Below are 20,684 nucleotides of genomic sequence, written 5' to 3'. Positions count from 1 at the left end.
GCACCGCCTACCCTGGCGTTCCAGTGCACTACAGCGGTTTCAAGTATTGAAGAAAGGTTGGTATGAGTTCCTCGACCAGCACCGTCCACGACGTGATCGTCATCGGCTCCGGGCCCGCCGGCTACACCGCGGCGCTCTACGCCGCCCGGGCACAGCTGGCGCCGGTGGTCTTCGAAGGGACCGCCTTCGGCGGGGCGCTGATGACCACGACCGAAGTGGAGAACTACCCCGGATTCCGGGAAGGAATCCAAGGCCCCGAGCTGATGGACCAGATGCGTGAGCAGGCCCACCGCTTCGGCGCCGACCTGCGGATGGAAGACGTCGAATCGGTGTCGCTGGAGAGCCCGGTGAAGTCGGTCACGACATCGGAAGGCGAGACGCTGCAGGCCCGGGCCGTGGTGTTGGCCATGGGTGCCGCGGCGCGTTACCTGCACGTCCCGGGTGAGCAGGAATTGCTCGGCCGCGGCGTGAGCTCGTGTGCCACCTGTGACGGCTTCTTCTTCAAGGATCAGGACATTGCCGTAATCGGCGGCGGCGACTCGGCCATGGAAGAGGCCACCTTCCTGACCAAGTTCGCCCGCAGTGTCACCCTGGTGCACCGCCGCGAGGAGTTCCGCGCCTCGAAGATCATGCTCGACCGCGCCCGCGCGAACGACAAGATCACCTTCCTCACCAACAGCGCCGTGGTCTCCGTCGAGGGCGAGAACACCGTGACAGGCCTCAAGCTGCGCGACACCGTGTCCGACAAGGAATCCACCCTGCCGGTGACCGGAGTGTTCGTCGCGATCGGCCACGACCCGCGCTCAGGGCTGGTCCGCGGCCAAGTCGACCTCGACGAGGACGGCTACGTACTGGTCCGCGACCACACGACCTACACCTCGCTGGACGGCGTGTTCGCCGCCGGCGACCTGGTCGACCACACCTACCGGCAGGCGATCACCGCTGCGGGTACCGGTTGTTCGGCAGCGATCGACGCCGAGCGCTGGCTGGCCGAGCACGCTGAGCCGGGCGAACGAACCCAGACCCAACCCGCCGGAGAACCGGCGGCGGCGACCCTCTGAATGGAGTACGTGCGATGACACAGACCGAGTCCGACGGCGCGACCGTGGATGTCTCCGACGCTTCCTTTGGAAGTGACGTCTTGGCAAGCAGTACGCCTGTGCTGGTTGACTTTTGGGCCACCTGGTGCGGTCCGTGCAAGATGGTCGCACCCGTGCTCGCGGAGATCGCCAAAGAATCCGTCGGCCAACTGACCGTCGCCAAACTCGACGTCGACGCCAACCCCGAGACCGCCCGCAACTTCGACGTGGTGTCGATCCCGACGTTGATCCTGTTCAAGGACGGCGAGCCGGTCAAACGCATCGTCGGTGCCAAAGGCAAGGCGGCGCTGCTGCGCGAGCTTTCCGACGCCGTTCCCGGCGTCGGCTAGGTCGCCACACACCGCGGCACTTTGCCTGGCGTTTTCCCTAAATCGGCGAGCGTCTGAGAGAATACCGCCAAGCCTGTCAATAAAGCGGCAGGGCTGCTCACACGGCTCACCGGAGGCTTTGTATGTCGAGACCGCACCGCGGTGACGGCGATCAATTGCGCCGAGGTGACCGTAGTGCGGCGGTCACCGAGATCCGGGTTGCGCTGATCGCCCTCGGTCACCTCGACGGCGCGGACGCCGACCTCAGCACCGGACGCCACGTCGCGGTGGATGTCTTCGATGACGAGCTCGACCACGCCGTCCGGGCATTTCAGCAACATCGGGGCCTGCTGGTCGACGGTGTTGTCGGCGAAGCTACCAATCGCGCGCTGCGCGAAGCGTCGTACCGGTTGGGCGCCCGCACATTGCATCACCAGTTCGGTGCGCCGATGTACGGCGATGACGTTGCGACGCTGCAGAACCGCTTGCAAGATCTCGGCTTTTACACCGGCCTGGTCGACGGATACTTCGGCCTGCAGACCCACACCGGTCTGATGTCCTACCAGCGCGAGTACGGAATGTACGCCGACGGCATCTGTGGTCCGGAAACGTTGCGCTCCTTGTACTTTCTCAGTTCGCGGGTGACCGGCGGATCGTTGCACGCGATCCGTGAAGAGGAACTGGTGCGCCGATCCGGCCCGAAGTTGTCGGGCAAGCGGATCATCATCGACCCGGGTCGCGGCGGCAACGACCACGGTTTGATCGCGCACGGTTCGGACGGACCGATCAGTGAGTCAGACATCTTGTGGGACTTGGCAAGTCGGCTCGAAGGCCGGATGACCGCCATCGGCATGGAAACGTTTTTGTCCCGGCCGACCAATCGCAGCCCGTCGGATCACGAACGCGCGGCGACCGCCAACGCCGTCGGCGCCGACCTGATGATCAGCCTGCGTTGCGAAACGCAGGCCAGCCCGTCCGCCGGCGGCGTCGCATCGTTTCACTTCGGCAACTCGCACGGCTCGGTGTCGACGATCGGCCGCAATCTGGCTGACTTCATTCAGCGAGAAGTGGTGGCGCGCACCGGTTTACGTGACTGCCGCACCCACGGCCGGACCTGGGATCTGCTCCGGCTGACCCGGATGCCCACCGTTCAGGTCGACGCCGGCTACATCACCAACCCGCGCGACCGCGCGATGCTGATCACCACGCAGACCCGCGACGCGATCGCCGAGGGAATCCTGGCCGCGGTGAAACGCCTCTACCTGCTCGGGAAGAACGACCGGCCCACCGGCACGTTCACGTTCGCCGAGTTGCTCGCCCACGAGCTTGCCGTGGAGCAAGCCGGCCGGGTCAGCGGCTCTTAGCCGACGACTTCGACGAGACCGCCGACGCCGTGGCCCCCGCGGTGACTGGCTGTTGCAGCGACGCGGTTTCCAACAGTCGCTCCAACGCTGCCTCCACCTCGGCCTTCCAGCCCAGGCCCTTGTCCAGCTCGAGCCGCAGCCTCGGGAAGTACGGATGCGGTGCCACCACAACGAATCCCGCGCCGAGCAAGAACTCGGCCTCGATCACGCATTGCTCGGCCGAGCAGTCCCCCAACACTTCGAGCACCGGCAGCAACGCGGGGTCGGCACTGGCGAGGCCGGCCAACTCCGCAACGGCCTCGGTGCGGCCGAATGCTTCCAGAGCCCGCACACCGCGACGCACCAATTCATCGACGACCCGGTCGATGAGGCTGTACGGCAACTCATCGGCCGCCGGCCCGGGTTCCACCCGCATCGACGTCAGCAGCACCGCGTCGGCCGAAACCGGCGCCGTCGGAAACCGGTGCGCTCGCGGAACGGTGCGCGGCGGTGCGTAGAACGCGTAGCCCAAGCATGTCGCCTCCCCCTCGGCGCAGTCGGCCGGCGCGGCCGTGGCCACCTGCCCGCACGATCCCCACTCCAGCATGACCATCGACAGCCACGCTTCTTTCTCGAATTCGGGATCGGCGAGATGATCGTTGTCGCCGAGGGTTGCCGGGTCGACTTCCCAGAAGACGCAGCGACGGGCGTGCTTCGGAAGCAGTTCGAAGGCCTCGAGGCGTAGCGGTGTAATTCGAGCAGACACTAGACTCCTGGGCCTCTGTGGGGCGGGGCCGCCGAAACTATTGTCGGCCCGGCTTCCCCGAGAGCGGGTGGTGCCCCCACCTCGAAGCCGAGCGTACCCCGACGGCCACGGCCGCGACACCCGCGCGCGCCCCGCCCTTGTGGTTGACTGCCGATTTCGGGGTCCGGCACGACGCCGACGCCGGCCAGCCGACTGCACCAGCTCAAATCGCTTGGGGCGCAGAGGGTTCGGGTTTTTCTCGGCATGTCAGTCCGGCTCGATCGGGCAGAATGTCACAGTGACGTAACGGGTCGGTATGGTCGGTCAGCGCTTCGACGAGTTCATCAACCCGACAATGCGCTGCAAATCCTCTACGGAGCCGAACTCGACCACGATTTTGCCTTTGCGCTTGCCGAGGCTCACCGTGACGCGGGTGTCGAAGGCACCGGAGAGTTGCTCGGCCACATCTTGCAGTCCGGGCATCTGGATCGGCTTACGCCGCGGCGCCGGTGGCTGACTCGGTCCGGCCCGGTTGGCCAGGGTCACCGCCTCTTCGGTCGCGCGGACCGACAGCCCTTCCGCGACGATCCGCGCCGCAAGCGTCTCCTGCGCTTCCGCCCCGGCTTCGAGCGACAGCAGGGCCCGGGCATGACCGGCCGACAGAACGCCGGCCGCGACCCGACGTTGCACAGGGATCGGCAGGCGCAGCAGTCGGATCATGTTGGAGATCAACGGTCGCGACCGACCGATCCGCGTGGCGAGTTCGTCGTGGGTGACGTCGAATTCCTCGAGCAGTTGCTGGTAGGCCGCCGCCTCTTCCAACGGGTTCAACTGGGCCCGGTGGATGTTCTCCAGGAGGGCGTCGCGCAACAGGTTGTCCTCGGCGGTCTCCCGCACGATCGCGGGGATGGCGGTCAGCCCTGCCGTCTGCGCCGCGCGCCAGCGCCGCTCCCCCATGACGAGTTGGTAGCGGGGACCGCTTGTCCGCTCGAGTGCACGGACCACGATCGGCTGCATGAGCCCGAACTCGCGGATCGAGTGCACGAGTTCTGCGAGCGCCTCGTCGTCGAAAACCTGCCGCGGCTGACGCGGGTTCGGCTCGATCTGGGTCGGGTCGATTTCGCGGTACACCGCACCGATGTCCGATGTCGGCGCCGGCGGACCGCCCATCAGAACGTCGGCGGCAGCGGCGCCGATCCGTGGGCCGCCGAGTGGGGCCGAGTGGCTATCCCCCTCGGCTGGCCCGGTCGGGATCAGTGAGGCGAGCCCTCGTCCGAGGCCACCTTTTTTGCGGGTCGGTTGGCTCATCGTGATTCCCCTCTATCGGGTGCTGGTCGGCCGCGCTCGGCAATTTCGCGGCTGGCGTCGAGGTAGCTCATCGCGCCGCGTGAACCGGGATCATATTCGATGATCGTCATGCTGTAGCCGGGCGCTTCGGAGACCTTGACACTGCGCGGGATCACGGTCTTCAAGACCTTGGGCCCGAAGTAGCGGCGGACCTCGTCGGCGACTTGGTCGGCCAACTTGGTCCGGCCGTCATACATAGTGAGGATGACGGTGCTGACGTCGAGCCCCGGGTTCAGATGCGCCTTCACCATTTCGATGTTGTTCATCAACTGCGACACCCCCTCCAGCGCGTAGTACTCGCACTGGATCGGGATCAATACCTCTGGCGCCGCGACCAATGCGTTGATGGTCAGCAGCCCCAGCGACGGTGGGCAGTCGATGAAGACGTAGTCGAAGGGTGCTTCGGGATCGAGGTCGTCGAGTTCGGCGAGCGCCGTGCGCAGCCGGTTCTCACGAGCCACCATGCTGACCAACTCGATCTCGGCGCCGGCCAGGTCGATCGTGGAGGGGACGCAGAAAAGTCGGTCGCTGTACGGGCTCTGCCGCATCGCTTCCTTCAGCGGGATCTCGCCAAGCAGAACCTCGTAGGACGACGGCGTCCCGGAGTGGCGGTCGCTGATGCCCAGCGCGGTGCTCGCGTTGCCCTGCGGATCCAGATCGATCACGAGTGTCTTGAGCCCTTGGATGGCCAGCGCGGCTGCCAGGTTCACCGCGGTGGTGGTTTTGCCGACGCCGCCCTTTTGGTTGGCGATGGTGAACAGCCGGCGGTGGCTGGGACGGCTCAGTGCCTCGTACGACTTGGAAAGCACCTGCATCGCGCGCTCGGCCGCGGCGCCGATCGGTGTGTCGAAGTCCGATGTTTCACGTGAAACATCTACCCCGCTTCCGGGGCCGAACGAGTCATGTGGCGCGTTCATGGGCTCTCCCTGCTCGATCGTCGGCGCGATGAATTCCGGGCTTTTTCCGGCTTGTCCCGTCGTGCCACCACCACCGTTGTCGGTGGGGATAAATAGCTCACGCCGCATTCCACCACCCTCGCATCGACGGCGCCTAACTCGGCCATCACACGCCGGTGCTCGAGCACCTCATCGGGTGCGCGCTCCCCCTTGATCGCGAGCAGTCGACCGCCCGGACGCAGCAGCGGCAGGCTCCAGCGGGTGAGCTTGTCCAGCGACGCCACCGCCCTTGACGTGACCGCGTCAGCGCCGCCGGCTGCCTGACGAACCTCGGCATCCTCGGCGCGGCCCCGGAGGACCTTGGCATCGAGCCCGAGCTCGTCGACAACCATCTGGAGGAACTCGGTGCGGCGCAGTAGCGACTCGACCAGCACCACGCGGAGACCAGGTCTGGCGATTACCATCGGCACCCCTGGGAGCCCCGCCCCGGTCCCGATGTCGACGATCCGGTCGCCGTCCTCGACGAGCTCTGCGACCACCGCGCAGTTCAGCAGATGGCGGTCCCAGATGCGGTCGACTTCGCGCGGGCCCAGCAGGCCCCACTCCACACCGGCGGTAGCAAGCAAGTCGGCGTACCGCTCGGCAAGGCCGATTCGCTCACCGAAGATCGGTGCGGCCGCCTCCGGTGCGGGCGGTACCAGCGGCGCCGCGTGGCCGCGGGACTCGGCATGTTTCACGTGAAACATTCCCCCCTTTGCACCGACTGGCGACGCGTGGCCGAACTACATCGCTGTAACTCGTTGACTGTCTCAGTCGACCAGGACGACCACGCGGCGTCCCGGCTCCACGCCCTCGCTCTCGCTGTGTACGCCGCTGACCGCAGCGACGGCGTCATGCACGATCTTGCGCTCAAACGGAGTCATAGGGGCGAGTTCTTCGCGTTCGCCGCTTTCCAGGACACGCTTGGCCACCTTGTCGCCCAGTGCGGCCAGCTCGTCGCGGCGGCGGCGACGCCAGCTCGCGATGTCCAGCATCAGCCGACTACGCACGCCGGTCTTCTGATGCACGGCCAGCCGGGTCAACTCCTGCAGTGCGTCGAGGACCTCGCCCTTGCGGCCTACCAACTTGGCCAGGTCGTCGCTGCCGTCGATGCTGACGATCGCGCGGCTGCCTTCGACGTCCAAGTCGATGTCGCCGTCGAAGTCCAAGAGGTCGAGCAGCTCCTCCAAGTAGTCGCCGGCGATCTCTCCCTCAGCGACCAAGCGCTCTTCCTGCTCGCCCTCGCCGTCGCCGTCCGCGTCGCCCTCGGCCGGAGGGGTACCGTTCGCGGCGCCTTCCAACTCGTCCTCCGGCGGCGCTTCTTGGCCGCTGGTTTCGACCTCAGTCATCTTGTCTGCCTTCCTTCCCGTGCCCGGGCTTCGCCCGGTGAAGTGTCGTGTCCGGCGCGAGAACCGGACGGTGGCGTGTCAGCGGCCGCGCTTCTTCGGCTTGGCACCCGGCCGGGGCGCGCGGCTGCCCGGATCGGTGTCGGGCTTGGGGGTATCGGCGTCCGAGGCATCGCCCGTGCCGTTACCGGCGGCCGCCGTCTTGGTCGCTGAACGTTTTGGTTTGGCACCCGGCGCCGGCGCGTTCGCCGCCCGGCGCTCGATCGCCTCGCGCTTCTTTTCCTCTTCTTCGCGCTCGATCATCCCGAACACATAGTGCTGCTGGCCGAACGTCCAGATGTTGTTGGCGAACCAGTAGAAGATGATCGCAAGCGGCAGAAACGGTCCACCGACCACCACGCCGAGCGGGAAGACGTAGAGCGCCAGCTTGTTCATCATCGCGGTCTGCGGGTTGGCCGCGGCCTCCACGCTCTGGCGGGCCACCGATGCGCGGCTGTTGAAGTAGGTGGCGATGCCGGCCAGAATCATCACCGGCACACCGACGGCCGCGACAGCGGGCCGGCTGAACTCGAAACCCTGGAACGCCTGGAGGCTCGCGCCCCGCTGCGTCATGCTGGCTCCCAGTGGTGCACCGAACAAGTTGGCGTCCAGGAAATGTCCGACGTCAGTCGCGCTGAAGACGTAGTTGCCCAGCGAGCGGTTACGCTCGGGCGACAGGCCGAGCTGGCCGATCCCGCTCGACGTCCGGTTGAAACAACGCAAAACGTGATACAGACCCAGGAACACCGGCACCTGAACCAGCATCGGCAGGCAGCCGAGGATCGGGTTGAACCCGTGTTCGCGCTGCAGCTTCTGCATCTCCAACGCCATCCGCTGGCGGTCCTTGCCGTACTTCTTCTGCAGCGCCTTGATCTGTGGTTGCAGCTCCTGCATCTGCCGGGTGGTCCGGATCTGCCGGACGAACGGGCTGTACAGGATCGCCCGCAGGGTGAAGACCAAAAACATCACCGCCAGCGTCCAGGTGAGGAAGTTCTTCGGACCCAGTCCAGGGACGGCCGAAAACGCCTTGTACCAGAGCCACATGATTGCCGAGACGGGGTAATAGAAATAGTCAAGGCTGAACGGATCAAACGACAACAGAATCACTCTCCCCTAGCGTTGCTGGGGTGTCCCAGTCTTGGGCCCGGGCTTCGGCGCGCTCCGGTACCGGGTCCCATCCTCCCCGATGCCACGGACCACACTTCGCCAGCCGGACTGCTGCCAACCAACTCCCCCGCACCAACCCGAATTCAGCGAGCGCGTCGACCGCGTACTGGCTACAGGTCGGGCTGAACCGGCACGTCGGCAACCGCAGCGGCGACACCATGTGGCGGTAGAGCTGGATCACGACAATCACGCCGCGCGCGACTCGGAGTTCGACGGCCCGCAGTCGTGACCCCACTGCGCTCACCGCTTGGATCCCGCTTCCTCGATGCGCCGCAAGCCGGCCCGCAGTTCCTCACCCAACCGCGACGACGCGACATCGCGGCTACTGGGAAGAGCACGGATCACCACGTGCTCGGCATGATTCAGTTCTGCCATCACGTCGCGGGCGACATGGCGCAACCGTCGGGAGAGTCCGTGCCGTTGCACGGCGGACCCGACCGATCGCGAGACAATCAGTCCGAGTTTGGGATCGCCGATGGCATGCCGCATATAGATGACCAGGTCCGGTTGAACGGTTCGCTTTCCACGCTTGACGGTCGCGTCGAAATCGGTCGACCGCGTCATGCGGTTGCGCGCGGAAAGCACCGCCGTCACACCGGAGTTGAGGAGGTCAGGCAGTCAGCGAGCGACGGCCCTTGCCACGCCGATTCGACACAATCGCCCGGCCGGCCCTGGTCCGCATCCGCAGCCGGAAACCGTGCACACGGGCACGGCGCCGGTTATTCGGCTGGAAGGTCCGCTTACCCTTTGCCACGACTCTCTCCTTGCTGCATCTGGCATCGTGCTCGACACGGTTTCCCGTGCCGGTGGGTCACGCTCTCCCCCACGACGCCTCGATAGGCTTTGTATCTCACTGGTGACCGGCGCGGCCTCCGGGCTGAATGCTCGGATCGCAGCCGTATCGCCTACTTTCGGGCGACTGTATGAGGGTACTGACCGCTGTTGCCCGGGTCAAACCACACCTCGAGACTGGCCCCATCGTGACCGATCTTTAACTGCCGTCACACCCGCCTCCGTCGCGCGGAGCAATCTTGACGATGCGTTAGCCAATGTTGCAGAACGGTTGGCGCGGGCCGGGAAAACTGTTAGCTTCGGGCGGTGCTGTTTCACACCGAAACGGCGCTAGACAACGAACCGAGGATGGCAGACCGGCCTCCCAGCCAGCTCAGCTCCACTGGCCGTCTCGAGCGCCGATCCCGCGAGCCGTCAGGGGTATGTTGCGGCACGACGGTCGCTGTCCTTTCCACACCTGTGGATAACCGTGTGGACAGTTTGTCATCGGCAGTATTAGTTGAACTTTTATGGCACATCAGGGGGAACCGTCGTTGACCGATGACCCCGGATCAAGTTTCGCGACGGTCTGGAGCGCGGTCGTCTCGGAACTCAACGGCGAACTCGCCACAGAAGGCGTCGCCCACAACGGTGAACCATATGTTCCGCCTCTGACACCACAACAGCGAGCGTGGCTCAACCTGGTGCAGCCGCTGACGATCGTCGAAGGTTTCGCCCTGCTTTCAGTGCCCAGCAGCTTCGTGCAGAACGAGATCGAACGACACCTGCGCACCCAGATCACCGACGCGCTCAGCCGTCGGCTCGGCCAGCAAATCGAGCTTGGGGTCCGCATCTCACCCCTGACCTCCGACGAGAACGAGGACCGCTCGAACGCTGCGTTCGACGAAGCACTCGACGACCTCGACGAAATCGACGAAGACGGTGAGGCGCTCGCCAGCGCACACCAGAGTTGGCCGTCCTATTTCTCCGAACGGCCGCACAGCCCGGCCGCCGACGCAGCCGCCGAGCTCAGCCTCAACCGTCGCTACACCTTCGACACCTTCGTGATCGGTGCATCGAACCGCTTCGCCCACGCCGCGGCACTGGCCATCGCCGAGGCGCCGGCCCGGGCCTACAACCCGCTGTTCATCTGGGGCGAGTCCGGTCTGGGTAAGACTCACCTACTGCATGCAGCCGGCAACTACGCGCAGCGGCTCTTCCCCGGCATGCGGGTCAAGTACGTCTCGACCGAAGAGTTCACCAACGACTTCATCAACTCGCTGCGTGACGATCGCAAAGTGGCCTTCAAACGCAGCTATCGCGACGTCGACGTGCTGCTGGTCGATGACATCCAGTTCATCGAAGGTAAAGAAGGTATCCAGGAAGAGTTCTTCCACACCTTCAATACGCTGCACAACGCCAACAAGCAGATCGTCATTTCCTCCGACCGGCCACCGAAACAGCTTGCGACACTTGAGGATCGACTTCGCACCCGGTTCGAGTGGGGTCTGATCACCGACGTTCAGCCACCTGAGCTGGAAACCCGCATCGCCATTTTGCGCAAGAAAGCGCAGATGGAGCGGCTCAACGTGCCCGATGATGTGCTCGAGCTGATTGCCAGCAGCATCGAGCGCAACATCCGTGAATTAGAAGGCGCGCTGATTCGTGTCACGGCGTTCGCATCGCTGAACAAGGCGCCTATCGACAAGTCCCTCGCCGAGATCGTTCTGCGCGACCTGATCGCCGACGCCAGCACCATGCAGATCAGCGCCGCGACGATCATGGCCGCCACCGCGGAGTACTTCGACACCACCGTGGAAGAACTACGCGGTCCGGGCAAGACCCGGGCCCTGGCCCAATCACGTCAGATCGCCATGTATCTGTGCCGTGAGCTGACCGACTTGTCCTTGCCCAAGATTGGTCAAGCCTTCGGTCGCGACCACACCACGGTGATGTACGCGCAGAAGAAAATCCTGTCCGAGATGGCCGAGCGGCGTGAAGTTTTCGATCACGTGAAAGAGCTCACCACCCGGATACGCCAGCGCTCCAAGCGCTGACCCGCCGTTCGCCCTGAGTCGAGTGGCCAGTTATTGCACGAAATTTGCGACGTATCGCGCCACAACTGGCCGCTGGGCCACTGCAAAGCGGCTGAAGTTCAAAAAAACTTTTACCCCGTCGGTACCTCGTGTCACAGTGCCGGCTGTGGATACCGCTGTGGGCAAACTGCGGACACCCGTCGCAAGAACGGCCGAACCGTGGACAGGCGCCACCGATCCCCAACCGCTGCACACAAACCGCACAGTCCTTCCGCGCGTCATACACAACCCGGTCGGTACCGCCAGCAGCGCAGACACCATGCTGTCCACAACGTGCACAGGCCTTATTACTAATATTGAAATCACTACATAGTGTGTTATTCAGAAAAAGCTGTTGGGGACAAGCCGTTCCACACCCCGGCATCCAGGCTCGAAAGACCTGAGTGTCACTGATTCCGATTAGCTTTCAAGATGGCCTCCGACGCTCTACGGTTGTGGTTCGACAGCCGTTTCGGTCGTCGGGACGGATTACGGGCACAGGCGGCCGCCGGCGGGGACCGCTCCTCACACGAGGTGGAGCCGCCGAAGTCAGCTTTACTGCTCGAGGTGATGAAGGGACGCAATGGACGTGGCGACGACCACCGTCGGTCTGACCGACTTGAAGTTCCGCCTGGTGCGGGATGACTTCGCCGATGCAGTGGCGTGGGTGGCCCGGACCCTGCCATCCCGCCCGACCGTGCCGGTGCTGGCCGGCGTGTTGCTGACGGGCTCCGATAACGGGCTCACGATTTCCGGATTCGACTACGAAGTTTCCGCCGAGGTTCGCTTGGCAGCTGAAATCGCTTCTCCGGGAACGGCTTTGGTGTCAGGTCGGCTACTTTCCGACATTACCCGGGCATTGCCGAACAAGCCGGTGGACGTCCAGGTCGAGGGAACCAGAGTTTCGTTGGCCTGCGGAAGTGCGAAGTTCTCGCTGCCGACGATGGCTGTCGAGGATTATCCGACGCTGCCGACGTTGCCCGACGAGACCGGTGCCCTGTCGGTCGATGTGTTCGCCGAGGCCATCAGTCAGGTCGCCGTCGCCGCCGGCCGCGATGACACACTGCCGATGCTGACCGGGATCAGAGTTGAAATCTCCGGGCAGTCAGTGGTTTTGGCCGCGACCGACCGTTTCCGGTTGGCGGTGCGCGAGCTGACCTGGTCGGCCGCCGCACCCGACGTGGAGGCTGCGGTGCTGGTACCGGCGAAGACGTTGTCCGAAGCGGCCAAGAGCGGAACCGATGGCGCCGAGGTCCATTTGTCGCTCGGCGCCGGCCCCTCAGTGGGCAAAGACGGACTGCTGGGCATCAGCGGGAATGGCAAGCGAAGCACCACCCGGCTGCTGGATGCGGAGTTCCCGAAATTCCGTCAACTGCTGCCCGGTGAGCACACGGCGGTCGCCACCGTGGGAGTCGCGGAGTTGACCGAGGCGATCAAGCGCGTCGCGCTGGTCGCCGACCGCGGCGCCCAGGTGCGGATGGAATTCTCGGCGGACACGCTGCGATTGTCGGCCGGCGCTGACGACGTCGGTCGGGCCGAGGAAGACGTGCCGGTGGAATTCGCCGGTGAACCCCTGACCATAGCCTTCAACCCGACGTATCTCACCGATGGCCTGGGCTCCTTGCATTCCGACCGGGTGTCGTTCGGGTTCACCACCCCGAGCCGTCCGGCGGTGCTACGCCCGGCCGGCGCCGATGATACGCAACCGACCGACAGCGGACCCTTCCCGGCGATCCAGACGGATTACGTGTATTTGCTGATGCCGGTTCGACTGCCCGGTTAGCGATTAGGTGTACGTCCGTCATCTTGGCTTACGCGACTTTCGGTCCTGGGCGAACGTCGAACTCGAGCTGACGCCCGGGCGGACGGTCTTCATCGGCTCGAATGGGTTCGGTAAGACGAATCTCATTGAAGCCCTGTGGTATTCGTCGACACTGGGGTCTCACCGCGTTGCCACCGACGCACCGCTGATCCGGGTCGGCGCGCAGCGCGCCGTGGTGTCGACGATCGTGGTCAACGAGGGCCGCGAATGCGCCGTCGACCTGGAAATCACCGCCGGCCGGGCCAACAAAGCGCGACTCAACCGGTCGCCGGTGCGCAGCCCGCGCGAAATCGTGGGGGTGCTGCGCGCGGTGCTGTTCGCCCCCGAAGACCTGGCGCTGGTCCGGGGAGACCCCGGTGATCGCCGGCGATACCTCGACGATCTGGCCACCGTGCGTCGCCCGCGGGTGGCCGGTATCCGGGCCGACTACGACAAGGTACTTCGCCAGCGCACCGCCTTACTGAAGTCCGCGTCCGGCGGGCGATTCCGGGGCGACCGCGGCGCGTTGGACACCCTCGACGTGTGGGACGGGCATCTGGCCACGCACGGCGCGGAGTTGATGGCTGCCCGGATCACGCTGGTCAACGAGCTGGCGCCCGAGGTGCAGAAGAGTTACCAGCTGCTGGCGCCGGCGTCGCGGCCCGCCTCGATCGCTTATCACGCCAGCATCGAGATCGACCCCACCCGACCCGACGTCGATGTTCTGCGGACCACCCTGCTGGAAAAAATGGCCTCCCGCCGCGACGCCGAACTCGAGCGCGGGGTGTGCCTGGTCGGCCCGCACCGCGACGATCTGGAGCTGCGGCTCGGCGACCAACCCGCGAAAGGGTTTGCCAGCCATGGGGAATCGTGGTCGATGGCGCTGGCGCTGCGACTAGCTGCTTACGAATTGCTGCGCGCCGACGGCAGCGATCCGGTGTTGTTGCTCGACGACGTTTTCGCCGAACTGGACACCGCGCGCCGCGAAGCGTTGGCCGCGGCGGCCGCCTCGGCGGAGCAGGTGCTGGTGACCGCCGCGGTCCTCGACGACATCCCGCGTGACTGGGACGCCGAGCGCATCAACATCACCTTGAGTGACGATGACACCGGCCCGGCCTCAGCGGTGCGTAGTCCCGGGCCTGAGGAGGGGTGACGCAGTGACCGCCGATGACAAGACACCAGAACCCGAGACCGGACCGCCCGAGCCGCTGAGTGCAGCCAAGGGCATGGACCTGGTCCGGCGGGTCCTGGAGGAAGCCCGCGGGGCCGCCCGGACCCAAGGAAAGGATGTCGGCCGTGGTCGCCGGCTGCCGCCGAGTCGCCGGGTGGCCGGCACCACGAGCCGGCGCCGGTGGTCCGGCCCGGGCCCCGACGCCCGTGACCCGCAGCCGCTGGCCCGTGCCACCCGCGACCTCGCGAAAAAGCAGGGATGGACGCCGCGGGTCGCCGAGGGGGCGGTGTTCGGCCGGTGGGCCAGCGTGGTCGGCTCGGACATTTCCGAACACGCGGCGCCGACCGGGTTGCGGGACGGGGTGCTCAGCGTGACGGCCGAGTCGACGGCCTGGGCCACCCAACTGCGGCTCATTCAGAGCCAGGTGCTGGCCAAGATCGCGGCGGAAGTCGGCGACGGTGTGGTGACCAGCCTACGGATCACCGGCCCCACCGCGCCGTCCTGGCGGAAAGGTCCGCGGCACATCTCCGGGCGCGGGCCGCGTGACACCTACGGGTGACCCTGCGCGGGATCCGCTCAGGGCCGTCAGAAGGTCGCAAACCGCCTCGTCAAGCGTCAGGACGCAGCCTAGATCGAGAAATTCCGTACACGGCGCAGATAGCTGTGTAGAAACGCCCATGCAGAGACGGTACGGGGCCGTCTTGACGGTAGACTGAACGAGAACCAGCGCACAGTCATCGGACTGGCCGCGCGTGCACCCCAAGGAGAGCCTGCAGATCGTGGCTGCCCCGAAGAAGAATCCGAAAGAGTACGGCGCCGACTCCATCACCATTTTGGAGGGACTGGAAGCGGTCCGTAAACGCCCCGGCATGTACATCGGCTCCACCGGGGAGCGCGGATTGCACCACCTGATTTGGGAGGTCGTCGACAACGCGGTCGACGAGGCGATGGCGGGCTACGCCGACACCGTCGACGTCAAGATTTTGGAGAACGGCGGAGTCGAGGTCACCGACAACGGCCGCGGTATTCCGGTGGCCATGCACGCCACCGGTGTCCCCACCGTCGACGTCGTGATGACCCAGTTGCACGCCGGTGGAAAGTTCGGCGGCGACGACGGGGCTTACGCGGTCTCGGGTGGGCTACACGGGGTGGGCGTCTCGGTGGTCAACGCGTTGTCGACCCGGCTCGAGGCGGAAATCTCCCGCGACGGCTTCGAGTGGGTTCAGTCCTACGACCGTTCCGTGCCGGGCACGCTCAAGCAAGGTGACAAGACCAAGAAAACGGGGACGACGATCCGGTTCTGGGCGGACCCGGGCATTTTCGAAACCACCAACTATGACTTCGAGACGGTGGCCCGCCGGCTGCAGGAGATGGCGTTCCTCAACAAAGGGCTGACCATCGACTTGATCGACGAGCGGGTCGCCGCGGACGAGGTCGTCGACGAAGTGGTCAGCGACACCGCCGAGGCGCCGAAATCAGCGGAGGAGATATCAGCGGAATCCGTTGCGCCGCATAAGGTCAAGCACCGCACCTTCCACTACCCGGGCGGTCTGGTCGACTACGTCAAGCACATCAACCGGACCAAGAACCCGATCCACACCAGCATCGTGGACTTCTCCGACAAGGGCCCGGGCCACGAGGTCGAGATCGCCATGCAGTGGAACGCCGGCTACTCAGAGTCGGTGCACACCTTCGCCAACACCATCAACACGCATGAGGGCGGCACCCACGAGGAGGGCTTCCGTGCCGCGCTGACGTCGGTGGTGAACAAATATGCCAAAGACAAGAAGCTGCTGAAAGAAAAGGACGCCAACCTCACCGGCGATGACATTCGCGAGGGTTTGGCCGCGGTCATCTCGGTGAAGGTCAGTGAACCGCAGTTCGAGGGCCAGACCAAGACGAAGCTGGGCAACACCGAGGTCAAATCGTTTGTGCAGAAGGCTTGCAACGACAAGCTGTCGCACTGGTTCGAGGCCAACCCCGCCGATGCCAAGACGGTGGTGAACAAAGCGGTGTCCTCGGCGCAGGCCCGGTTGGCCGCCCGCAAAGCCCGAGAGTTGGTGCGGCGCAAGAGCGCCACGGACATCGGCGGCTTGCCCGGCAAGCTGGCCGACTGCCGCTCCACCGACCCACGCAAGTCGGAAGTTTATGTGGTCGAGGGTGATTCGGCCGGTGGCTCGGCGAAGAGCGGTAGGGACTCGATGTTCCAGGCCATTCTCCCGTTGCGCGGCAAGATCATCAACGTCGAGAAAGCCCGCATCGACCGGGTGCTGAAAAACACCGAAGTGCAGGCGATCATCACCGCGCTGGGCACCGGAATCCACGACGAGTTCGACATCACCAAGCTGCGGTATCACAAGATCGTGCTGATGGCCGACGCGGACGTCGACGGCCAGCACATCTCGACACTGCTGCTGACGTTGTTGTTCCGGTTCATGCGACCGCTGATCGAAAACGGCCACGTATTCCTGGCCCAGCCACCGCTGTACAAGCTGAAGTGGCAACGCAGCGAGCCGGAGTTCGCCTACTCCGACCGAGAGCGCGACGGTCTGCTGGAGGCCGGCCGGGCAGCGGGCCGAAAGATCAACACCGAGGACGGTATTCAGCGATACAAGGGTCTCGGCGAGATGGATGCCAAGGAGCTGTGGGAGACCACCATGGACCCGTCCGTGCGGGTGCTGCGGCGGATCACCCTCGACGACGCCGCCGCAGCCGACGAGTTGTTCTCCATCCTGATGGGCGAGGACGTCGAGGCCCGACGCAGCTTCATCACCCGCAACGCCAAAGACGTTCGCTTCCTGGATGTTTAAGAAATCGAGACGGCTAGTTCTAGCGACCGAAGGATCACATGACTGACACCACTTTGCCGCCGAGCGACGAAGCCGGCGACCGCATCGAACCGGTGGACATTCAGCACGAGATGCAGCGCAGCTACATCGACTACGCCATGAGCGTGATCGTCGGCCGCGCGTTGCCCGAAGTGCGTGACGGCCTCAAGCCGGTACACCGCCGGGTGCTGTACGCGATGTTCGACTCCGGCTTCCGCCCGGACCGCGGCCACGCGAAATCCGCACGCTCCGTTGCCGAGACGATGGGCAACTATCATCCGCACGGGGACTCGTCGATCTACGACACCCTGGTGCGGATGGCGCAGCCGTGGTCGCTGCGGTACCCGCTCGTCGACGGGCAGGGCAACTTCGGTTCGCCAGGCAACGATCCGCCGGCAGCCATGCGGTACACCGAAGCCCGGCTTACTCCGCTGGCAATGGAGATGCTGCGTGAAATCGACGAGGAGACAGTCGATTTCATCCCGAACTACGACGGGCGTGTGCAGGAGCCGACGGTTCTGCCCAGCCGGTTCCCGAACCTGTTGGCCAACGGATCCGGCGGCATCGCCGTCGGTATGGCCACTAACATCCCACCGCACAACCTGCGCGAGCTGGCCGAGGCCGTCTACTGGTGCCTGGAAAATCACGAGGCCGACGAGGAAGCTACGCTGGCCGCGGTCTGCGAGCGGGTCAAGGGCCCGGACTTCCCCACCCACGGCCTGATCGTCGGATCGCAGGGCATCCACGACGCCTACACCACCGGCCGCGGTTCCATCCGGATGCGCGGAGTCGTTGAGGTAGAAGAGGATTCGCGCGGGCGCACCTCGATCGTCATCACCGAACTGCCGTATCAGGTCAACCACGACAACTTCATCACCTCAATCGCCGATCAGGTCCGCGACGGGAAGTTGGCGGGCATCTCGAACATCGAGGACCAGAGCAGCGACCGTGTCGGCCTGCGCATCGTCGTGGAGATCAAGCGCGACGCCGTCGCCAAGGTGGTGCTGAACAACCTTTACAAGCACACCCAGCTGCAGACCAGCTTCGGCGCCAACATGCTGTCGATCGTCGACGGTGTCCCCCGCACGCTGCGCATCGACCAGATGATCCGCTACTACGTCGAACACCAACTCGACGTGATCATCCGGCGCACCACCTACCGGTTGCGTAAGGCCAACGAGCGCGCACACATCTTGCGCGGTTTGGTGAAAGCCCTTGACGCACTTGACGAAGTGATCGCGTTGATCCGCGCGTCGCAGACCGTCGACATCGCCCGGGCCGGCCTGATCGAGCTGCTCGACATCGACGAAATCCAGTCGCAGGCGATCTTGGACATGCAGTTGCGCCGGCTCGCCGCCCTGGAGCGTCAGCGCATCATCGACGACCTGGCCAAGATCGAGGCCGAGATCGCCGATCTGGAAGACATCCTGGCCAAGCCGGAACGGCAGCGCGCGATCGTGCGCGACGAACTCGCCGAGATCGCCGACAAGCACGGCGATGACCGCCGCACCCGGATCATCGCCGCCGACGGCGATGTCAGCGACGAGGACCTGATCACCCGCGAGGACGTCGTCGTCACGATCACCGAAACCGGGTACGCCAAGCGCACCAAGACCGACCTGTACCGCAGCCAGAAACGCGGCGGCAAGGGTGTTCAGGGCGCTGGGCTGAAGCAGGACGACATCGTGCGGCACTTCTTCGTGTGCTCAACCCACGACTGGATCTTGTTCTTCACCACCCAGGGCCGGGTCTATCGGGCAAAGGCGTATGACTTGCCGGAGGCCTCCCGGATCGCGCGCGGACAGCACGTCGCCAACCTGCTGGCCTTCCAGCCCGAGGAGCGCATCGCCCAGGTCATCCAGATCAAGAGCTACGAAGACGCGCCCTACCTGGTGCTGGCCACCCGCAACGGGCTGGTCAAGAAGACCAAGCTGACCGACTTCGACTCGAACCGGTCCGGCGGCATCGTCGCGGTCAACCTGCGTGATGCTGACGAACTGGTCGGGGCGGTGCTGTGCTCGTCGGAGGAAGACCTGCTACTGGTCTCGGCCAACGGCCAGTCGATCCGCTTCTCGGCGACCGACGACGCCCTGCGGCCGATGGGCCGGGCGACCTCGGGTGTGCAGGGCATGCGGTTCAACGCCGACGATTATCTGCTGTCGCTCAATGTCGTCCGGGAAGGCACATACCTGCTTGTCGCCACCGCCGGCGGCTATGCCAAGCGCACCGCGATCGAGGAGTACACCGCCCAGGGCCGCGGCGGGAAAGGCATCTTGACGATCCAGTACGACATCCGTCGTGGCAAGCTCGTGGGAGCGCTGATCGTCGACGACGACAGCGAGGTGTTCGCGATCACCTCCGGTGGTGGGGTGATCCGGACGAAAGCCAAGCAGGTTCGCAAGGCCGGGCGGCAGACCAAGGGTGTTCGGTTGATGAACTTGGGCGAGGGCGACACACTGTTAGCCATTGCGCGCAACGCTGAAGAGGCTGACGACGAGTCGGACGTCGAGTCCGAGGCGTAAGCGATCGCCGACCGCCTCGGCGGCTGGTTGCACAGTTAGGAGCTGTGGGTGTGACGTCACCGAACGAGCCGGGCTACTCCGGACCGGGCGACAGCCCGAATGGGACTGGCGCGAATACGGCCGCGACGCCGCGGCAGCGGCCCGCTGCCCGCCCGTCGCCGCCCCGTCAGCCCGGCCGCGGCGCCACCCCCAACGCCGAGGCACGGCTGAACCGCTTCATCTCCGGCACTGCCGCGCCGGGCGCAGCCAAAACCCCACCGTCCGAGGCCGAGCCCGTGCCTAACGAGAGCCGAGACAACGATGCGTACGCCAGTGAACTTCCCGACCTATCCGGCCCGATTCCCCGTGGCACGCAACGGAAGTCGGCCGGGGATCGTGCGGGCGACACGATGACCGCGCCGGTTCGTTCGGAAGCCCGGATCCAGGTGTCGTCGCGGAACCCCGGCCCGGTCCGGGCCAGCATGCAGATCCGCCGCGTCGATCCGTGGAGCACGCTCAAGGTGTCGCTGGTGCTGTCGGTGGCGTTGTTCTTCGTCTGGATGATCGCGGTGGCATTCCTGTACCTGGTGCTCGGCGGCATGGGGGTGTGGAGCAAGCTCAATAGCAACGTCGGCGATCTGTTGAACAACTCCGGCGGCAGCGCCGAGTTGGTGTCCAGCGGGACGATCTTCGGGGGCGCCATCCTGGTCGGACTGGTGAACATCGTTCTGCTCACCGCCGCGGCCACCATCGGCGCGTTCATCTACAACTTGACGACCGACTTGATCGGCGGCGTCGAGGTGACGCTGGCCGACCGGGACTAGCGTTTTGGGTGCAGACCCGCGAGTGCGGTAATCTCGGCGCTCGTCCGTGTGCGTGCGCGGGCCTATAGCTCAGGTGGTTAGAGCGCTTCGCTGATAACGAAGAGGTCGGAGGTTCGAGTCCTCCTAGGCCCACAACCATGTGTTCGCCAAGACGTTACGTGAGACTGGTACTGCCGCTGGCAGCCATCGCGGTGCTGGCGGTGGTCGTCCGGTCTCGGCAGAGCGTCGAGGTGTGGCATATGGCTGCCGACCAGGTCGATGGTCGGCACCCCAAAGATCAACATCAGGGGCCTTAGCTCAGTTGGTAGAGCGCTGCCTTTGCAAGGCAGATGTCAGGAGTTCGAATCTCCTAGGCTCCACAAGGAAAACTGCTGGTCAGATAC

General features: G+C 65.2%; 19 protein-coding genes and 2 tRNA genes. 12 read left to right on the top strand and 9 right to left on the bottom strand.

Going from position 1 to position 20,684, the window contains the following annotated elements; translation table 11 throughout:
- Window positions 1–62 precede the first annotated feature (62 nt).
- The 3 genes from trxB to ACQY5A_RS07855 all read left to right on the top strand — a co-directional run bounded on the left by trxB (window position 63) and on the right by ACQY5A_RS07855 (window position 2,772).
- Entirely contained in the window at window positions 63–1,061 is a 999-nt protein-coding gene (trxB, locus tag ACQY5A_RS07865; protein WP_428339807.1) for a thioredoxin-disulfide reductase, read from the top strand.
- Between the two features lie 14 nt (window positions 1,062–1,075).
- Window positions 1,076–1,429 carry a thioredoxin gene (gene trxA / locus ACQY5A_RS07860; RefSeq protein ID WP_428339806.1) on the top strand — a complete coding sequence of 118 codons (354 nt, stop codon included), beginning with the start codon at window positions 1,076–1,078 and terminating at the stop codon, window positions 1,427–1,429.
- A gap of 122 nt (window positions 1,430–1,551) precedes the next feature.
- Entirely contained in the window at window positions 1,552–2,772 is a 1,221-nt protein-coding gene (locus tag ACQY5A_RS07855; RefSeq protein ID WP_428339805.1) for an N-acetylmuramoyl-L-alanine amidase, read from the top strand.
- Here the strand turns inward: ACQY5A_RS07855 and ACQY5A_RS07850 are convergent.
- The 9 genes from ACQY5A_RS07850 to rpmH all read right to left on the bottom strand — a co-directional run bounded on the left by ACQY5A_RS07850 (window position 2,759) and on the right by rpmH (window position 9,084).
- Window positions 2,759–3,517: an acetyltransferase gene (locus ACQY5A_RS07850; RefSeq protein ID WP_428339804.1), complete on the bottom strand. Its 759-nt coding sequence runs from the start codon at window positions 3,515–3,517 to the stop codon at window positions 2,759–2,761. The two genes, ACQY5A_RS07855 and ACQY5A_RS07850, sit on opposite strands and share 14 nt — an antisense overlap.
- A gap of 303 nt (window positions 3,518–3,820) precedes the next feature.
- Window positions 3,821–4,804 carry a ParB/RepB/Spo0J family partition protein gene (locus ACQY5A_RS07845; protein ID WP_428339803.1) on the bottom strand — a complete coding sequence of 328 codons (984 nt, stop codon included), beginning with the start codon at window positions 4,802–4,804 and terminating at the stop codon, window positions 3,821–3,823.
- Window positions 4,801–5,760 (bottom strand): ParA family protein, encoded by a 960-nt coding sequence (locus ACQY5A_RS07840; protein WP_428339802.1) that lies wholly within the window; start codon window positions 5,758–5,760, stop codon window positions 4,801–4,803. The genes ACQY5A_RS07845 and ACQY5A_RS07840 overlap by 4 nt, the downstream gene beginning before the upstream one ends.
- Window positions 5,757–6,485 (bottom strand): 16S rRNA (guanine(527)-N(7))-methyltransferase RsmG, encoded by a 729-nt coding sequence (rsmG, locus tag ACQY5A_RS07835; protein WP_428339801.1) that lies wholly within the window; start codon window positions 6,483–6,485, stop codon window positions 5,757–5,759. Before rsmG ends, ACQY5A_RS07840 begins: the two co-directional genes overlap by 4 nt.
- A 63-nt stretch (window positions 6,486–6,548) precedes the next feature.
- Window positions 6,549–7,127: a protein jag gene (locus ACQY5A_RS07830; protein ID WP_428339800.1), complete on the bottom strand. Its 579-nt coding sequence runs from the start codon at window positions 7,125–7,127 to the stop codon at window positions 6,549–6,551.
- Window positions 7,128–7,205: 78 nt separating this feature from the next.
- Window positions 7,206–8,267 carry a membrane protein insertase YidC gene (gene yidC / locus ACQY5A_RS07825; protein ID WP_428339944.1) on the bottom strand — a complete coding sequence of 354 codons (1,062 nt, stop codon included), beginning with the start codon at window positions 8,265–8,267 and terminating at the stop codon, window positions 7,206–7,208.
- Window positions 8,251–8,490: a membrane protein insertion efficiency factor YidD gene (gene yidD, locus ACQY5A_RS07820; RefSeq protein WP_428339943.1), complete on the bottom strand. Its 240-nt coding sequence runs from the start codon at window positions 8,488–8,490 to the stop codon at window positions 8,251–8,253. The genes yidC and yidD overlap by 17 nt, the downstream gene beginning before the upstream one ends.
- Window positions 8,491–8,570: 80 nt before the next feature.
- Complete coding sequence (gene rnpA / locus ACQY5A_RS07815; protein WP_428339942.1) at window positions 8,571–8,915, bottom strand: ribonuclease P protein component; 345 nt, start codon at window positions 8,913–8,915, stop codon at window positions 8,571–8,573.
- A gap of 25 nt (window positions 8,916–8,940) precedes the next feature.
- Complete coding sequence (rpmH, locus tag ACQY5A_RS07810) at window positions 8,941–9,084, bottom strand: 50S ribosomal protein L34 (RefSeq protein ID WP_293001408.1); 144 nt, start codon at window positions 9,082–9,084, stop codon at window positions 8,941–8,943.
- A gap of 571 nt (window positions 9,085–9,655) precedes the next feature.
- Between rpmH and dnaA the strand changes: the two genes are divergently transcribed.
- From dnaA to ACQY5A_RS07765, 9 genes are all read left to right on the top strand, one after another.
- A complete protein-coding gene (dnaA, locus tag ACQY5A_RS07805) occupies window positions 9,656–11,158 on the top strand; it encodes a chromosomal replication initiator protein DnaA (protein ID WP_428339941.1) in 1,503 nt (500 codons plus the stop codon).
- A 601-nt stretch (window positions 11,159–11,759) separates the two neighbouring features.
- On the top strand, window positions 11,760–12,959 hold the full coding sequence (dnaN, locus tag ACQY5A_RS07800; RefSeq protein ID WP_428339799.1) for a DNA polymerase III subunit beta: 1,200 nt from the start codon (window positions 11,760–11,762) through the stop codon (window positions 12,957–12,959).
- Between the two features lie 7 nt (window positions 12,960–12,966).
- Window positions 12,967–14,130 carry a DNA replication/repair protein RecF gene (gene recF, locus ACQY5A_RS07795; RefSeq protein WP_428339798.1) on the top strand — a complete coding sequence of 388 codons (1,164 nt, stop codon included), beginning with the start codon at window positions 12,967–12,969 and terminating at the stop codon, window positions 14,128–14,130.
- Window positions 14,131–14,134: 4 nt separating this feature from the next.
- Window positions 14,135–14,707: a DUF721 family protein gene (locus ACQY5A_RS07790; RefSeq protein ID WP_428339797.1), complete on the top strand. Its 573-nt coding sequence runs from the start codon at window positions 14,135–14,137 to the stop codon at window positions 14,705–14,707.
- A gap of 220 nt (window positions 14,708–14,927) precedes the next feature.
- Window positions 14,928–16,958, top strand: coding sequence for a DNA topoisomerase (ATP-hydrolyzing) subunit B (gene gyrB / locus ACQY5A_RS07785; protein WP_428339796.1), 2,031 nt, complete (start codon window positions 14,928–14,930; stop codon window positions 16,956–16,958).
- A 38-nt stretch (window positions 16,959–16,996) separates the two neighbouring features.
- Window positions 16,997–19,498, top strand: coding sequence for a DNA gyrase subunit A (gene gyrA / locus ACQY5A_RS07780; protein ID WP_428339795.1), 2,502 nt, complete (start codon window positions 16,997–16,999; stop codon window positions 19,496–19,498).
- 50 nt (window positions 19,499–19,548) lie between these two features.
- On the top strand, window positions 19,549–20,301 hold the full coding sequence (locus ACQY5A_RS07775; protein WP_428339794.1) for a DUF3566 domain-containing protein: 753 nt from the start codon (window positions 19,549–19,551) through the stop codon (window positions 20,299–20,301).
- A gap of 58 nt (window positions 20,302–20,359) precedes the next feature.
- Window positions 20,360–20,433 (top strand) — tRNA-Ile (locus tag ACQY5A_RS07770).
- A gap of 154 nt (window positions 20,434–20,587) precedes the next feature.
- Window positions 20,588–20,660, top strand: a tRNA-Ala gene (locus tag ACQY5A_RS07765).
- The last annotated feature ends 24 nt before the right edge of the window (window positions 20,661–20,684 follow it).

This window comes from Mycobacterium sp., from assembly GCF_965277065.1.
In the GTDB taxonomy this organism is placed as follows: domain Bacteria; phylum Actinomycetota; class Actinomycetes; order Mycobacteriales; family Mycobacteriaceae; genus Mycobacterium.
This window is presented reverse-complemented; position numbering and strand designations above follow the sequence as displayed.

What these genes read in the sequence shown, in the direction of transcription:
- trxB (WP_428339807.1), top strand. Translation starts at nt 63, where the DNA reads ATGAGTTCCTCGACCAGCACCGTCCACGACGTGATCGTCATCGGCTCC.
- trxA (WP_428339806.1), top strand. Translation starts at nt 1,076, where the DNA reads ATGACACAGACCGAGTCCGACGGCGCGACCGTGGATGTCTCCGACGCT.
- ACQY5A_RS07855 (WP_428339805.1), top strand. Translation starts at nt 1,552, where the DNA reads ATGTCGAGACCGCACCGCGGTGACGGCGATCAATTGCGCCGAGGTGAC.
- ACQY5A_RS07845 (WP_428339803.1), bottom strand. Translation starts at nt 4,804, where the DNA reads ATGAGCCAACCGACCCGCAAAAAAGGTGGCCTCGGACGAGGGCTCGCC.
- ACQY5A_RS07840 (WP_428339802.1), bottom strand. Translation starts at nt 5,760, where the DNA reads ATGAACGCGCCACATGACTCGTTCGGCCCCGGAAGCGGGGTAGATGTT.
- rsmG (WP_428339801.1), bottom strand. Translation starts at nt 6,485, where the DNA reads ATGTTTCACGTGAAACATGCCGAGTCCCGCGGCCACGCGGCGCCGCTG.
- ACQY5A_RS07830 (WP_428339800.1), bottom strand. Translation starts at nt 7,127, where the DNA reads ATGACTGAGGTCGAAACCAGCGGCCAAGAAGCGCCGCCGGAGGACGAG.
- yidD (WP_428339943.1), bottom strand. Translation starts at nt 8,490, where the DNA reads ATGGTGTCGCCGCTGCGGTTGCCGACGTGCCGGTTCAGCCCGACCTGT.
- dnaN (WP_428339799.1), top strand. Translation starts at nt 11,760, where the DNA reads ATGGACGTGGCGACGACCACCGTCGGTCTGACCGACTTGAAGTTCCGC.
- gyrA (WP_428339795.1), top strand. Translation starts at nt 16,997, where the DNA reads ATGACTGACACCACTTTGCCGCCGAGCGACGAAGCCGGCGACCGCATC.